Raw genomic sequence first — 15,093 nt, 5'->3', positions numbered from 1 at the left:
ACTATCCTGCACCGTGCAGGAGGCGCGGCCATGAACAACGACTGGCAGAAGGGGTATCGACAGGCGGGAACGCCGTTCGAGAACCCCATGGCCTACGGCATGGAGAAGCTGGGCCAGGACTTCGCCACCCTACCCCAGATGACCGGCCCCGGCGACGGGGGCGGGATCGAGAACGGCGGCTATGGCCTGACCCTGGCGCTGTGCGTGCTGGGCGCCCTGGTCAGCGTGCCGCTGCTGGCCTTCGCGGTCTATTCGGTGAAGGATCTGCTGGTCCTGATCGGTCCGGTCGTCGTCTTCTGGCTGGTCGCCAGCTTGGTCCTCGCGGTCGCGACCCTGGCCCCTGTCATGATCCTGCGACGGATGGGATTTGGCCCTAAAGGACGGCTGGGCCGAACCTTTCGCACCAACGCCCTGGCCTGGTTGCTGGCCACGCCTCTTTATCCCGCCGTCTTCATGCTGCTGGTGATCCCCAGGGTGATTGAGAACCCGGAGCTGACGCTGTTGACGCTGGGCTGGGCGGACTGGACGCTGCCCGTGCTGGCGCCCTTCGTGATCGCGACGGCGATCCTGAGGACGAATTTCGCCTCTCGGCGCTGGCTGGCGGGCGCGATCACGACCGGGTCGATTCTGGCTCTATACGCCTTCGCAGCCTCGGCGGCGGCCCAGGTTCAGGCCTGACGCCAACCTTCAGCTGAGACGCAAGGTCGCGCACCCGTTCGGCGAACCGCCTTTCGCAAAGCCGCCGCCTGCTGACATAGTGTCCGTCATGAGTTCGGGAGGGCGGGCAATGGCGGACGGTTCCTATCGCATCATCGGCGGCGCGCCGGCGCCAGACGCGGCGCACGTGGCCCAGCTGGCCCAGGATCTGACGCCCGGCGCTGATTTCGCAGCCGATCAGGACGCGGCGGCGGCGGACGCCCTGACGCGGCTGGAGGCCCTGTGCCGTGCGCGGGGCGCGGATTGCGGGGATCTGATTTCCGACATTCGCGCGCGGCTGGATCGCCTGGCGCCGCAGGGGCTGGTTCCCCGGCGCGGGCTGGCGGGTCTGTTCGACGGTCCGGGCAAGCGGCTGAAGGCGTTCCGCGCGGTCTTCAACGACGGCGCGACGGCCCTGTCGGGGCTGGCGGCGGACTTGCGCGAACGCATCGGCGCCGTGGATCAGCGGACGGGCAAGCTGGACGCTCTGGGCGACGAACTGCGCGGCGCGATCACCGCCCTGTCCGAACAGGTCGCGGCCGCACGCGAGCGCCTGACCCGCGAAGACCCCGAGGCCGAGACGACCCTGGCCTTCCGTGACCGCATCCAGGCGCTGGAGGCGCGGCTGACGGCGGCGGTGCAGGCCCTGCCCCTGGTGCGGGCGCTTCAGAACGCCGACGCCCGCGCCCGCGACGCCATCGCCCAGGCGCCCGGCGTGATCGACGCCTGGCAGGCCGACTGGAAGACGCATCTGGGGCTGGACCGCAAACGACCGCGCAAGGTGCGGCCCGCGCCCGACGCCCTGGCGCCCGCCCGCGACCGCATCCAGGCGACCCTGACCCGCATCGAGACCGAACAGACCGCCGCCGACCGCCGTCGTCAGGAAATCGCGGCCCGCCTCGGCTAGGTCCGGCGCTCGAACCGCCACTTCATGGTCAGCACCCCCGCCGCCATCACCAGGGCGCAGGCGTTCGCCGCCACGATGGGCCAGGCGCCGCTCAACACCCCATAGGCGACCCACAGCACGAAACAGGTCACGGTCAGGGAATAGGTCTTCAGACTGACGGCCGAGGCGTCGCGCTCCTTCCAGATCTTGATCATCTGGGGCGCGAAACTGGCGATGGAGCAAAGGGCCGCCGCCGAACCCACGATCGTCGTCGCCAGCTTGCTCATTGGGCCGGTTTGCGGGGCGTCGCCTTGCGAGCGGGCGTCTTGCCCCGACTGCCCCCCGGACTGGCCTTGGCGGGCTGGCGATCCTCGACCGCGCGATCTCGCTTGCGGCGTTCCGCGTGGATGGCCAGGGCCCGCTCCTCGACCTCGTCCAGAATGGCGTCCAGCTCCTTTTCCGTCAGGTGCTCGATGCCGATAAAGCGGTTCTCGGCCTGTTTCACCGCATAGACCAGCTCGTCCAGCTTGGCGTGCATGGCCGAGGCGTCGCGGTTCTGGGTGTTCTGGATCAGGAAGACCATCAGGAAGGTCACGATGGTCGTGCCGGTGTTGATGATCAGCTGCCAGGTCTCGTTGAACTTGAAGATCGGCCCGGTCACGGCCCAGACCAGCACGATGGCCAGACAGGCGATGAAGGTCCACGGCTTGCCCGCCACCTTGGCGGTCAGATTGGCGAAGCGGACAAACAGGCGTTCCATGGCGGCTTAACGGCGCGCGGGCGGCAGGGTTGCGAGGCGACCCTGAAACCCTGCCGCCGCGGTCAGTCCTGGGCCGCCGGCGACCGGGCGCCGATGGTGCGATCCAGGAAGTCCAGATAGGTGCGCCATTGCTGAAGCTGCCTTGCATTGCCGCGCACGCCGTGGCGCTGGCCGGGATACAGCATCATCTCGAACGGCAGGCTGCGCGCCTGCAGGGCGTCGATGACGCGGGTGGCGTTTTCGAAAATGACGTTGTCGTCGGCCATGCCATGCATCAGCAGCAGCCGCCCCGTCATATCGCCCAGGCGCGGAATGGCGTCCGAGGCGGCATAGCCTTCGGCGTTGTCCTGGGGCGTGGACATGTAGCGTTCGGTGTAGTGGGTGTCGTACAGGCCCCATTCCGTCGGCGGGGCGCCGACCAGGCCGGCTGCCAGGCCCATCTTGGGCTCGGTCAGGGCCATCAGGCTCATGAAGCCGCCATAGCTCCAGCCCATCATGGCGATGCGGTCGCCGTCGACATAGGGCAGGGTCCGCAGATAGTCGGCGGCCAGGACCTGATCCTCGATCTCGGGCTGGCCCATGCGGCGGTAAAGCGCGGTCTCGAAGGCGCGCGAACGGTTGCCTTCGCCCCGATTGTCCAGGCGGAAGACAATATAGCCCGCCTCGGTCAGCAGCTGGGTCGTGCCGCCCAGCCAGCCGTTGCGGACCCCGCCGCCCGACGGGCCGCCATAGACCTGCATCACCACCGGATAGCGTTTGCTGGCGTCAAAACCCGGCGGGGTGCTGATGCGCCAGACCAGGGTCTCGCCATGGCTGTCCAGCGTGCCGAACGTTGTCTGGGGCATGCGCGAGACGTAAGGGTGGAAGGGGTGGCTCTGATCCAGCCGGTTCTCTTCGATCCACCGGACCAGCGTGCCGTCGGTGCGGTACAGGCCCGACCGCATCGGCGTGTTCAGATCGGTGTAGTTGCCGATATAGGCCGTGGCCGTGCGGTTCATCGAAGCGCCCCACCAGCCGCCCTGGGGCGTCACCGCTACCGGATCGACCGTGCGGTCCAGGCGGGCGCGGAACAGCTGCTGCTCGATCGGATATTCACGGCCGTCGCGCATGGAGGCGGTGAAATACAGCTCGCCCGTTTCCTCGTTGAAGCCGTTCAGCCCCTTGACCGGCCACGGTCCACGCGTCAGCGGCCGCACCAGCCGCCCGTTGCGGTCATAGCGGTACAGGTGCCGCCAGCCGTTCTCTTCGTTCGACCAGATGAAGCCGCCGTCCTTCAGCGGGCGGAAGTCGTTGGTCAGATCCACCCAGGCATCGTCGGTCTGGCTCAGGATCACGCGCGAGGCGCCGGTGGCCGGATCGACGGCCAGCAGGTCCACCCGCTTCTGATCGCGCGACTGGCGCTGGACATACAGCACGTCCCCCGCGACCGACCAGTTGACCCGCGCCAGATAGATGTCGGTGTTGGTCCCCAGATCCACCTTGACCCGCTGGCCGGTGGTGATGTCGTGGACATACAGATCGACCACGGCGTTGGGGCGGCCCGCGCGGGGGTAACGCTGCTGGATCACGCTGGAGCCGCCGCCGGTGATGTCCAGGCGCGGAATGATGTCGACGGTCGATTCGTCGGTGCGTTGCAGGGCGATGAACCGTTCGGTCGGGCTCCACCAATAGCCGTGGTCGCGGTCCATCTCCTCCTGGGCGATGAACTCGGCCGTGGCCCAGGTGATCAGGTCGGCGCCATCGGTGGTGACGGCGCGTTCGGTCCCGGTCGCCAGGTCGTGGACATACAGGTTCTGGTCGCGCACCCACGAAACGAAGTTTCCGCGCGGGCTGACGCGGGCGTCGATCTCGTCGCCCTCGGTCTCGGTCAGGCGGCGCACCGAGCCATCGGCCCGCGCCGCCAGGAAGACGTCGCCTTCCAGCGGCGCCAGGATATAGCGGCCCTGTTCGTCCCACGAATATTCCACGACGCCGCGCTGGCTGATGCGCATGCGTTCGCGCCGGGCCTTCTCCGCCTCGGACAGCTCGCCCGCATCGGGAACCAGGGCGCGGGCGTCGATCAGCTTGAACGGCTCGCCGCCCGCGGTCGGCACGGCCCACAAGTCCAGCACGCTGGCGTCGTCTTCGCGCGCCCGCAGGAAGGCGGCCAGTTGGCCGTCCGGCGACAGGCTGACGCCCTGGGCCACCGGGCCGTTCAGGCCGGGATCGGAAAACACCCGCTCGGGCGTCAGGACGGCGGGATCGGCGGTCTGGGCCAGGGCGGCGCCGGCGATCAGCGAAAGGGCGGAGACAAGAATAAGAGTGCGCATGGGCGGCCACGCTAATGACCGTTTTCCACCCCGTCACGGACAATTCTGCGCCGCGCGGCGTCCGGCCGCGCCGCCCGCCCTTTCGCCGCGCCGCCGGGGCGCCTATTACAGCCGCGATGACCGACGCCCCCGCCGCCCCTGCGCCCGCCAAGGCCAGCCCGTTCCACGATCTGAAAGTCCTGTGGGTCCGCCACTGGACCGACCAGCTGTTCAGCTTCGCCATCGAACGGCCCGAGGACTTCCGCTTCCGGTCGGGCGAGTTCGTGATGATCGGCCTGCCCGGCGAAGATGGCGCAAAGCCGATCTTGCGCGCCTATTCCATCGCCAGCCCCGCCTGGGCCGAAGAGCTGGAGTTCTTCTCCATCAAGGTGCCAGACGGCCCGCTGACCCGCCGCCTTCAGGCGATCCAGCCGGGCGACAGCGTGCTGATGGGCAAGAAACCGACCGGCACCCTGGTTCTGGACGCGCTGACGGGCGGCGAACGTCTGTGGCTGATCGGCACGGGGACGGGCCTGGCGCCCTGGCTGTCGGTGGCGCGCGACCCGGACACCTATTCCCGCTTCGGCCAGGTGATCGTCTGCCACACGGTGCGCAATGTCGCCGACCTGGCCTATCGCGACTTCTTCACGGCAGGCATCCACGACGACCCCCTGATCGGCGACGAGGCCAAGGCCCAGCTGACCTATTATCCCACCGTCACGCGCGAAAAGTTCGAGACGCCCGGCCGCATCACCGACCGCATCACGTCGGGCGACCTGTTCGCCGATCTGGGCCTGCCCATCGGCTTTTCGCCCAACAGCGACCGGGTCATGCTGTGCGGCTCCATGGCCATGATCAAGCAGACGGGCGAAATCCTGGAGACCTATGGCCTGAAGGAAGGCTCGAACGCCGAGCCGGGCGACTATGTGCTGGAGCGCGCCTTTGTCGGATGAGCTGAAGATCGACGCCCGCACGGCGCCCGAGGCGTGCGAGACCATGGTTCAGGTGCGCCAGGGGGTCGACGCCCTGGACCGCGCCCTGGTTACCCTGCTGGCCGAACGCCAGCGCTATATGAACGCCGCCGCCCGCATCAAGCCCAGCCGCGACGTGGTCCACGACGACGCCCGCATCGAGGATGTGGTGGCCAAGGTGCTGGCCGCCGCCGGTCCGGCCGGCCTGTCGCCCGCGATCGCCGAGCCGGTCTGGCGCACCCTGATCGACCGCTGCATCGCCCATGAGTTGGCGGTGTGGGACCGGACGCGGACCTGAAACACCGTCTTGTCGCGGCATAGCCATTTGCCCTGACGCGGCGCGAGGGCTACATCCCGCGCCACACTCCCCACGATCCGACAGAGACAGGGCGCACCGCACCCCATGGCGCAGCAATATATTTTCCAGATGCAGGGCCTGACCAAGGCCTATCCCGGCGGCAAGAAGGTCTTCGAGAACATCTGGCTCAGCTTCTACAACGACGCCAAGATCGGCGTCGTCGGCGTCAACGGCTCGGGCAAGTCGACGCTGCTGAAGATCATGGCCGGGCTGGACACCGAGTTCCAGGGCGAGGCCAAGGCCGCCGACGGCGTCAAGCGCGGCTATCTGGAGCAGGAGCCGCAACTGGATCCCGCCCTGAACGTGCGCGAGAACGTCGAGGCCTGGTGCGAGGAGAAGCAGTGGGTCAACCGCTTCAACGCCGTGGCCGCCGAACTGGGTGAAAACTACACCGACGAACTGATGGAGGAGATGACCGCCCTCCAGGAGAAGATCGACGCCGGCGACGTCTGGGACATCGACAGCCGCATCGAAATGGCCATGGACGCCCTGCGCTGCCCGCCGGACGACTGGTCGGTGACCAATCTATCGGGGGGCGAGAAGCGCCGCGTGGCCCTGGCGCGCCTGCTGCTGTCCAAGCCCGACATGCTGCTGATGGACGAACCGACCAACCACCTGGACGCCGAATCCGTCGCCTGGCTGCAGCACCACCTGGAGAATTTCCCCGGCTGCGTCATCCTGGTGACCCACGACCGCTACTTCCTGGACCAGGTGACCAAGTGGACGCTGGAGCTGGACCGCGGCAAGGGCCACCCGCACGAGGGCAACTATTCCAGCTGGCTTGAAGCCAAGCAGAAGCGCGTCGTTCAGGAACAGTCGGAATCCGAGGCCCGTCAGCGCGCCCTGACCCGCGAACTGGAATGGGTGCGTTCCGGCGCCAAGGCCCGCCAGGCCAAGTCCAAAGCGCGTCTGGCCGCCTATGAGAAGATGGTGGCCGAACAGGAAAACTCGGCCAAGGCCCAGACCCACGCCGTCATCCAGATCCCGCCTGGCCCGCGTCTGGGCAATGTGGTGCTGGAGGTCGAGGGGCTGGAGAAGTCCTATGGCGACAAGCTGCTGTTCAAGGACCTGTCGTTCAAACTGCCGCCCAACGGCATCGTCGGCGTGATCGGCCCCAACGGCGCGGGCAAGTCGACCCTGTTCCGCATGATCACCGGCCAGGAACAGCCCGACGCCGGCTCGATCCGCGTCGGCGAGACCGTCAAGCTGGCCTATGTCGACCAGTCGCGCGACGACCTCAAACCGGATGAGACCATCTGGCAGGCCATCTCGGGCGGCACCGACGTGATGATGGTCGGTAAGCGCGAGATCAACACCCGCGCCTATGTCGGCAGCTTCAACTTCAAGGGCGGCGACCAGCAGAAGAAGGTCGGCCTGCTGTCGGGCGGTGAACGCAACCGGGTGCACCTGGCGCGCACCCTGGCCACCGGCGGCAATCTGATCCTGCTGGACGAACCGACCAACGACCTGGACATCGAGACCCTGCAGAACCTGGAAGAGGCGCTGGAGGAATTCGCCGGCTGCGCCGTGGTCATCAGCCACGACCGCTGGTTCCTGGACCGCCTGGCGACGCACATCCTGGCCTTCGAGGGCGACAGCCACGTCGAATGGTTCGAAGGAAACTTCGAAGCCTATGAAGAAGACAAGAAGCGCCGCCTGGGCACCGACGCCCTGATCCCGCACCGGATCAAATTCCAGAAGTTCGGGCGCTGATCGCCCGATAGCCAAGGAGCCGCTGCATGACCGACCGCCCCGCGATCATGATCATGCAGCGGCATCTGGCGCCGCTGTCGGCGTTTCTGGACGGCGCCTATGTCGTCTATCGTCTGTGGGAAGGGCCACCGGTCGAGGCGGAAGGCGACATCCGCGCCCTGGTGGTGGCGGGCGAGTTTCCGTTGGACAAGGCGCTGATCGAGCGGTTGCCGAACCTGGTCCATATCGCCTGTTTCACCGCTGGCTATGAACAGATCGACGTCGACTGGTGCCGGGCGCGCGAGTTGATTCTCAGCCATGCGCCGGGGGTGAACCATGAAGATGTGGCCGATCACGCCCTGGCGTTGATCCTGGCGTCGCGTCGTCAGATCGCGGCCGGCGACCGCCAGGTGCGGGCCGGCGGCTGGACGTCGGAATCCAAGACCATAACCCCCAGCCTGAAGGACCAGCGCGTCGGCGTCGTCGGCCTGGGCGCCATCGGCGAGGCGGTGGCCCGGCGGTGTCAGGCGTTGCGGATGACCGTGTCCTGGTGGGGCCCGCGCGCCAGGGATGCGGCCTGGCCCATGGCCCCATCCCTGCTGGACCTGGCGCGGGACAGCGACATTCTGGTGGTCGCCTGCCGCGCCGACGACGACAACAAGGGCCTGATCTCGGCGGAAGTGATCCAGGCGCTGGGGCCGGAGGGCCTCTTGGTCAATGTCGCGCGCGGACAACTGGTGGACGAAGACGCCCTGATCCAGGCGCTGAAGGCTGGGCGGCTGGGCGGGGCGGCCCTGGATGTGTTCGAGCCTGAACCGACCGATCCCGCGCGCTGGGCCGACGTGCCCAACACCGTGCTGACCCCGCACACGGCCGGGGCCACGACCCAGGCGGTGCAGGCCATGCTGATGCTGTTGCTGCAGAACCTGGACGCCGGGCTGAACGGACGGCCGCTGGTCACGCCCATCCCCTGACGCAACTCGCCTTTTACGCTTGCATAAACATATAAGGATATCCTTATATGTAACCATGTCCCTGACCGCCGATCAGACTGTCGAAGCCCTGCGCGCCGCCGGCGAACCGACCCGGTTGCGGGTGCTGTCGCTGCTGGCGGGCGAGGAACTGTCGGTCATGGAGCTGTCCCGCGTGCTGGACCAGAGCCAGCCGCGCGTGTCGCGCCACCTGAAGCTGATGAGCGACGCCGGTCTGGTCGAGCGGTTTCCCGATGGGGCGCGGGTCTTCTATCGCCTGACGTCCGACCCGGTGGTGCATCGCCTGATCGACACGGTGCTGGACCTGCTGGCGGACGGAGAGGCGGACGCTGATCATCGCCGCCTGGATGATGTGCACAAGGAACGCGAGACCGCCGCCGCCGCCTATTTCGAACAGGTCGCGCCCCAGTGGGACCGCATCCGCAGCCTGTATGTCGCCGAGACGGCTGTGGAGGCCGCCATCGAACGCGCGGCCGGGCCCGGCCCCTTCGAGCGGGTGGTGGACCTGGGCACCGGCTCGGGCCGGATGCTGACCCTGTTAGGCAAGAAGGCGCGGATGTCGGTGGGGCTGGATCTCAGCCACAACATGCTGAACATCGCCCGGTCCAACGTCGCCCGCGCCGGGCTGGAGCGGGTGGAGCTGCGCCACGGCGACATCTTCTCGACCCGCCTGCCGGCCGAGAGCGCCGATCTGGTTCTGGTGCACCAGGTGCTGCACTACTTGGCGGATCCGGCGGCGGCGGTGGTCGAGGCGGCGCGTCTGGTCATGCCGGGCGGGCGGCTGCTGATCGTCGATTTCGCCCCGCACGACATCGAGCGCCTGCGCGACGAGCATCAGCATCGCCGCCTGGGTTTCGCCGACGACGAGATCCGACGCTGGCTGACCGACGCCGGGCTGAAGCCGTCCGCGCCCATCGCCCTGCCGCCCGATCAGGACGGCCTGACCGTCATCATCTGGACCGCCCAGCGGCCCGCCCAATCCGCACGAAAGACCGCCTGATGGCCTCCTCGCTCGCCCAGGCCCGCGCCCTTCTGCTGTCGCCGCTGGGGCCCGTCGCCCGCGCGGGGTCGAACCGCGACCCCGTGAACGTCTCGTTCGAGTTCTTTCCGCCCAAGTCGGACGAGGCCGAGGCCAATCTGTGGAAGGCGATCCGGCGGCTGGAGCCGCTGAACCCCGCCTTCGTCTCGGTCACCTATGGCGCCGGCGGCTCGACCCGTGAACGCACCCACCGCACGGTCCAGCGGATCATCTCCGAGACGTCGCTGCGCCCCGCCGCCCACCTGACCTGCGTCGAGGCCAGCCGGGACGAGGTGGACGAGGTGATCGCGGGTTACAAGACCATCGGCGTGGATCACATCGTGGCCCTGCGTGGCGACCCGCCCGGTTCGGCCGGTATCGGCGGCGCCTATTCGCCCCGCGCCGATGGCTACGCCAACGCCACCGAACTGACCGCCGCCATCGGGCGGGCGGGCGGGTTCGAGGTCACGGTCGGCGCCTATCCCGAGGGTCATCCCGAAAGCGGCTCGATCGACCACGACATCGCCGTGCTGAAGGCCAAGGTGGACGCCGGGGCCACCCGCGCGGTCAGCCAGTTCTTCTTCGACATCGACGCCTTTCTGCGGTTCCGCGACCGGGTGCGGGCGGCGGGGGTGACCATTCCGTTGATCCCCGGGATCATGCCGGTGTCCAATTTCAACGGGCTGAAGCGGATGTGCGGCGCCTGCGGGGCGTCGATCCCCGACTGGCTGGCGGCCCATTTCGAGGGGCTGGACGACGACCCGGACACGCGCCGCCTGCTGGCCGCCTCGGTCGCGGCCGAGACCTGCGCCCGCTTGCAGGAAGAGGGGTTCAGCGACTTCCACTTCTACACCCTGAACCGCGCCGATCTGGTCTACGCCATCTGCCGGGTGCTGGGCGTGCGCGAGCTATCCTCCCCCATCGGGGGAGGGGAACCAAGAAGTGGTGGAGGGGGCCAGCCGCAAGCGCCGGAGGCTGAGGCGAGCCCCCTCCGTCGCTCCGCTTCGCTGCGCGCCACCTCCCCCGAAGGGGGAGGATAACCATGACCCGCACCGAACGCATCGCGGCCCTGCACGCCGCGGCCAGGGAACGCATCCTGGTGCTGGACGGCGCCTGGGGCGTGATGATCCAGCGCCGGGAACTGTCGGAGGAAGACTTCCGCGGCGACCGCTTCGCCGACCACGGCCACCCGCAAAAGGGCAACAACGATCTGCTGATCCTGACCCGGCCCGACATCGTGGCCGAGTTGCACGACGTCTATTACGCCGCCGGGGCCGACATCAGCGAGACCAACACCTTCTCGGCCACCACGATCGCCCAGGCCGATTATGGTCTGGAAGACGCCGTCCACGACCTGAATGTCGAAGGCGCCCGCATCGCGCGCCAGGTCGCCGACCACTGGACGGCGAAAGAGCCGCACAAGCCGCGCTTCGTCGCCGGCGCCATCGGCCCGACCAACCGCACCCTGTCCATCAGCCCCGACGTCAACGACCCCGGCTATCGCGCCGTCAGCTATGACGAAGTCTATGCCGCCTACAGCCAGCAGGCGCGCGCCCTGCACCAGGGCGGGGTGGACCTGTTCCTGATCGAGACGGTGTTCGACACCCTGAACTGCAAGGCGGCGATCAAGGCGATCAAGGATCTGGAGGACGAGGGGTATGAGCCCCTCCCCCTGTGGATCTCGGGCACCATCACCGACCGTTCGGGCCGGACCCTGTCGGGCCAGACGGCCGAGGCCTTCTGGAACAGCGTGCGCCACGCCCGGCCGTTCGCCGTGGGCTTCAACTGCGCCCTGGGGGCCGATCTGATGCGGCCCTTCATCGCCGATCTGGCGCGGGTCGCCGACACCCTGGTTGCCGCCTATCCCAACGCCGGCCTGCCCAACGCGATGGGCCAGTACGACGAGGAGCCGCACGAGACGGCGCATCATCTCGAGGAATGGGCCAAGTCGGGTCTGGTCAACATCGTCGGCGGCTGCTGCGGCACGACGCCGGACCACATCCGGCATACGGCCCAAGAGGTCGCGGGCGTGACCCCACGCGAGATCCCGGAACGGCCTGTGGCCCTGCGTCTGTCCGGCCTCGAGCCGTTCGAGGCCCCAGCGTGACCTCGTCTAAGCCCAACCCGTTCGGCGATCCCGCAGCGATCTCACACTACGCCGAAAACGCCCGTCGCACCGTGCCTGGCGTCGATGCCGTTCATCGCATGGCGTCGATTCTGCTCGCGGAACACGCGCCCGCTGACGCCCGGATGCTCGCGCTCGGCGCTGGGGGCGGACTGGAACTCAAGGTCTTCGCCGAGGATCATCCTGAATGGACCTTCGACGGCGTCGATCCGGCAGAGGCGATGCTGGACTTGGCGCGATCGACGCTCGGCGCCCTCGCAGATCGGGTCACTCTGCACGCAGGCTACATCGACAATGCGCCCGAAGGTCCGTTCGACGGCGCGGCCTGCTTGCTCACGATGCATTTCCTCGATCCGGACAAGCGGCTGCAGACGCTCCAGCAGGTGCGACAGCGGCTCAAGCCCGGCGCGCCGTTCGTCGTCATGCACATCAGCTATGCGCAAGACCCGGAAGCGCGCGAAGTCTGGCTCGACCGCGAGGAGGCTTATCTCGTCGCTTCAGGCAGCGCGCCCGAGGATGCACGACGCCGCCGCGAGGCCGTGTCGAAGGCGTTGCACAGCCTGTCACCCCAGCGGGACGAGGAACTGCTTCGTCAGGCTGGCTTCTCGAATGTGACGCTGTTCTACGCGGCCTTCACCTTCCGCGGCTGGGTGGCCTACGCCTGATGCGTCCTGTCTTCATCAATGTCGGCGAGCGGACCAACGTCACCGGCTCGGCCCAATTCAGGAAGCTGATCGTCGAGGGGAATTACCCCGAGGCCCTGTCGGTCGCGCGCCAGCAGGTCGAGGCGGGGGCCCAGGTGCTGGACGTCAACATGGACGAGGGGCTGCTGGACGGCGCCCAGGCCATGACCACCTTCCTGAACCTGATCGCCGCCGAACCCGACATCGCCCGCGTGCCGGTGATGATCGACAGCTCCAAATGGGAGGTGATCGAGGCGGGCCTGAAATGCGTGCAGGGCAAGCCGATCGTCAACTCGATCAGCCTGAAGGAGGGCGAGGCCGCCTTTCGCCATCACGCCATCCAGTGCCTGCGCTACGGCGCCGCCGTGGTGGTCATGGCCTTTGACGAGGTGGGGCAGGCCGACACCAAGGCCCGCAAGATCGAGATCTGCACCCGCGCCTATCGCATCCTGGTGGACGAGGTCGGATTCCCGCCCGAAGACATCATCTTCGACCCCAATATCTTCGCCGTGGCGACGGGGATCGAGGAACACGACAACTACGCCGTCGACTTCATCGAGGCGACGCGCGAAATCCGCCGCACCCTGCCCCACGCCCATGTGTCGGGCGGGGTGTCGAACGTGTCGTTCTCGTTCCGCGGCAACGAGCCGGTGCGCCGGGCGATCCACAGCGTCTTCCTGTATCACGCCATCGCGGCGGGCATGGACATGGGCATCGTCAATGCTGGCGACCTGCCGGTCTATGACGACATCGACCCGGTGCTGCGCGAGGCGGTCGAGGACGTGATCCTGAACCGGCCCCAGCGGACCAATGTGTCCAACACCGAGCGGCTGGTGGACATGGCGCCCGACTACAAGGGCGAAAAGGGCGCGGCCAAGGTCGTCGATCTGAGGTGGCGCGACGCCCCGGTGGGCAAGCGGATCGAACACGCCCTGGTGCATGGCATTACCGACTACATCACCGCCGACACCGAAGAGGCGCGCCAGGGTTCCGAACGCCCGCTGCACGTCATCGAAGGCCCGCTGATGGACGGGATGAATGTGGTCGGCGACCTGTTCGGATCGGGCAAGATGTTCCTGCCCCAGGTGGTCAAGTCGGCGCGGGTGATGAAACAGGCCGTGGCCCACCTGGAGCCGTTCATGGAGGCCGAAAAGGCCGGCCAGCCGCGCCGGTCCAACGGCAAGATCCTGATGGCCACGGTCAAGGGCGACGTGCACGACATCGGCAAGAACATCGTCGGCGTCGTGCTTCAGTGTAACAACTACGAAGTGGTGGACCTGGGCGTCATGGTCCCCGCCGACCGCATTCTGGACGAGGCCAAGGCGAACGACTGCGACATCATCGGCCTGTCGGGGCTGATCACCCCGTCGCTGGACGAAATGGTGTTCGTGGCGCGCGAGATGGAGCGGCGCGGCTTCGACATTCCCCTGTTGATCGGGGGCGCCACGACCAGCCGCACCCATACGGCGGTCAAGATCGAGCCCGCCTACAAGGCCGGATCGACCACCTATGTCATCGACGCCAGCCGGGCGGTCGGGGTGGTCTCGGGCCTGCTGTCGCCGACGGACAAGGCGAAGAACGAGACGGCCACGCGCGAGGAGTATGTCCGCATCCGCGAACAATACGCCCGCGGCCAGGAGGTGAAGGCCCGCGCCACGATCCAGCAGGCGCGCGACAACCGCTGGCGCCCCCCGGCGGACCAGGCGCCCGCCCCTGCCCCCGCCTTCCTGGGCGTGCGCGCCTATGACGGCTGGGACCTGCAGGATCTGGCCGACCACATCGACTGGACGCCCTTCTTCGCCAGCTGGGAGCTGATCGGCCGCTATCCGCTGATCCTGGAGGACGAGATCGTCGGCCAGGCCGCCCGCGACCTGTTCCGCGACGCCCAAGCCATGCTGAAGCGGATCGTCGCGGAGAAATGGTTCACCGCGCGCGGCGTCGTCGGGTTCTGGACCGCCAATGCGCGCGGCGACGACATCGTGGTCTGGTCCGACGAAACGCGCAGCACCGAACTGGCCCGTTTCCACGGCCTGCGCCAGCAGATCGCCAAGTCGAACGGCAAGCCCAACCTGTGCCTTTCGGACTTTGTGGCCGAGGACGGAAACGACTATCTGGGCGCCTTCGCCGTCACCACCGGCCATGGCGAGCTGGAACGGGCGACGGCGTTCAAGGCGGCGGGCGACGACTATTCCGCCATCCTGTCCACCGCCCTGGCCGACCGCCTGGCCGAAGCCTTCGCCGAGCGGCTGCACAAGGAAGTCCGCACCCAGTTGTGGGGCTATGTCCCGGACGAGGCGACCAGCGTGCAGGATCTGATCGAGGAGAAATACCAGGGCATCCGGCCCGCGCCCGGCTATCCGGCCCAGCCGGACCATACCGAGAAGGCCACCCTGTTCCGCCTGTTGGACGCCGGTTCAAACGCGGGCATGGCCCTGACCGACAGTTTCGCCATGACGCCGCCGGCGTCTGTCTCGGGCCTGTATTTCGGCCATCCGGGCAGCCACTATTTCGGCGTGGGCAAGATCGATCGCGATCAGGTGGTGGACTACGCCGTGCGCAAGGGCTGGGATCTCGCCACGGCCGAACGCTGGCTGGCGCCCATCCTGAACTACGACCCGGTCTGA

Annotated in this window: 14 protein-coding genes; 11 read left to right on the top strand and 3 right to left on the bottom strand. The window is 67.8% G+C overall.

What is annotated here, in order from left to right; all coding sequences use genetic code 11:
* Positions 1-30: 30 nt before the first annotated feature.
* Positions 31-678 carry a hypothetical protein gene (locus tag Q0581_RS09365; protein ID WP_298699666.1) on the top strand — a complete coding sequence of 216 codons (648 nt, stop codon included), beginning with the start codon at positions 31-33 and terminating at the stop codon, positions 676-678.
* Positions 679-787: 109 nt separating this feature from the next.
* Positions 788-1,603 (top strand): hypothetical protein, encoded by an 816-nt coding sequence (locus Q0581_RS09360; protein ID WP_298699664.1) that lies wholly within the window; start codon positions 788-790, stop codon positions 1,601-1,603.
* On the opposite strand, the gene Q0581_RS09355 is transcribed toward Q0581_RS09360, so the two are convergent.
* The 3 genes from Q0581_RS09355 to Q0581_RS09345 all read right to left on the bottom strand — a co-directional run bounded on the left by Q0581_RS09355 (position 1,600) and on the right by Q0581_RS09345 (position 4,651).
* Positions 1,600-1,869, bottom strand: coding sequence for a SemiSWEET family transporter (locus Q0581_RS09355; protein WP_298699662.1), 270 nt, complete (start codon positions 1,867-1,869; stop codon positions 1,600-1,602). The two genes, Q0581_RS09360 and Q0581_RS09355, sit on opposite strands and share 4 nt — an antisense overlap.
* A complete protein-coding gene (locus Q0581_RS09350; RefSeq protein ID WP_298699660.1) occupies positions 1,866-2,342 on the bottom strand; it encodes a low affinity iron permease family protein in 477 nt (158 codons plus the stop codon). Before Q0581_RS09350 ends, Q0581_RS09355 begins: the two co-directional genes overlap by 4 nt.
* 62 nt (positions 2,343-2,404) lie before the next feature.
* Positions 2,405-4,651 (bottom strand): S9 family peptidase, encoded by a 2,247-nt coding sequence (locus Q0581_RS09345; RefSeq protein ID WP_298699659.1) that lies wholly within the window; start codon positions 4,649-4,651, stop codon positions 2,405-2,407.
* 116 nt (positions 4,652-4,767) lie between these two features.
* Here Q0581_RS09345 and Q0581_RS09340 point away from each other — a divergent pair, with 116 nt between their 5' ends.
* From Q0581_RS09340 to metH, 9 genes are all read left to right on the top strand, one after another.
* The gene (locus Q0581_RS09340) at positions 4,768-5,583 is read left to right on the top strand and encodes a ferredoxin--NADP reductase (RefSeq protein ID WP_298699657.1); all 816 of its coding nucleotides are present in this window, start codon (positions 4,768-4,770) and stop codon (positions 5,581-5,583) included.
* Positions 5,555-5,899, top strand: a complete 345-nt coding sequence (locus tag Q0581_RS09335) for a chorismate mutase (RefSeq protein WP_298699656.1) — start codon at positions 5,555-5,557, stop codon at positions 5,897-5,899. Before Q0581_RS09340 ends, Q0581_RS09335 begins: the two co-directional genes overlap by 29 nt.
* A gap of 105 nt (positions 5,900-6,004) precedes the next feature.
* Entirely contained in the window at positions 6,005-7,672 is a 1,668-nt protein-coding gene (gene ettA / locus Q0581_RS09330; protein WP_298699655.1) for an energy-dependent translational throttle protein EttA, read from the top strand.
* 26 nt (positions 7,673-7,698) lie between these two features.
* Complete coding sequence (locus Q0581_RS09325; RefSeq protein ID WP_298699653.1) at positions 7,699-8,625, top strand: 2-hydroxyacid dehydrogenase; 927 nt, start codon at positions 7,699-7,701, stop codon at positions 8,623-8,625.
* A gap of 55 nt (positions 8,626-8,680) precedes the next feature.
* Positions 8,681-9,643, top strand: coding sequence for a metalloregulator ArsR/SmtB family transcription factor (locus Q0581_RS09320; RefSeq protein ID WP_298699651.1), 963 nt, complete (start codon positions 8,681-8,683; stop codon positions 9,641-9,643).
* A complete protein-coding gene (gene metF / locus Q0581_RS09315; protein WP_298699650.1) occupies positions 9,643-10,701 on the top strand; it encodes a methylenetetrahydrofolate reductase [NAD(P)H] in 1,059 nt (352 codons plus the stop codon). Before Q0581_RS09320 ends, metF begins: the two co-directional genes overlap by 1 nt.
* A 2-nt stretch (positions 10,702-10,703) precedes the next feature.
* Positions 10,704-11,768 carry a homocysteine S-methyltransferase family protein gene (locus Q0581_RS09310; protein WP_298699648.1) on the top strand — a complete coding sequence of 355 codons (1,065 nt, stop codon included), beginning with the start codon at positions 10,704-10,706 and terminating at the stop codon, positions 11,766-11,768.
* The gene (locus Q0581_RS09305; protein WP_298699646.1) at positions 11,765-12,451 is read left to right on the top strand and encodes a class I SAM-dependent methyltransferase; all 687 of its coding nucleotides are present in this window, start codon (positions 11,765-11,767) and stop codon (positions 12,449-12,451) included. The genes Q0581_RS09310 and Q0581_RS09305 overlap by 4 nt, the downstream gene beginning before the upstream one ends.
* Entirely contained in the window at positions 12,451-15,093 is a 2,643-nt protein-coding gene (gene metH / locus Q0581_RS09300; protein ID WP_298699643.1) for a methionine synthase, read from the top strand. The genes Q0581_RS09305 and metH overlap by 1 nt, the downstream gene beginning before the upstream one ends.

Origin of the sequence: uncultured Brevundimonas sp., assembly GCF_937863155.1 — a bacterium.
Lineage (GTDB): Bacteria > Pseudomonadota > Alphaproteobacteria > Caulobacterales > Caulobacteraceae > Brevundimonas.
The sequence above is the reverse complement of the archived record's forward strand: the minus strand, read 5'-3'. Positions and strand labels throughout refer to the sequence as shown.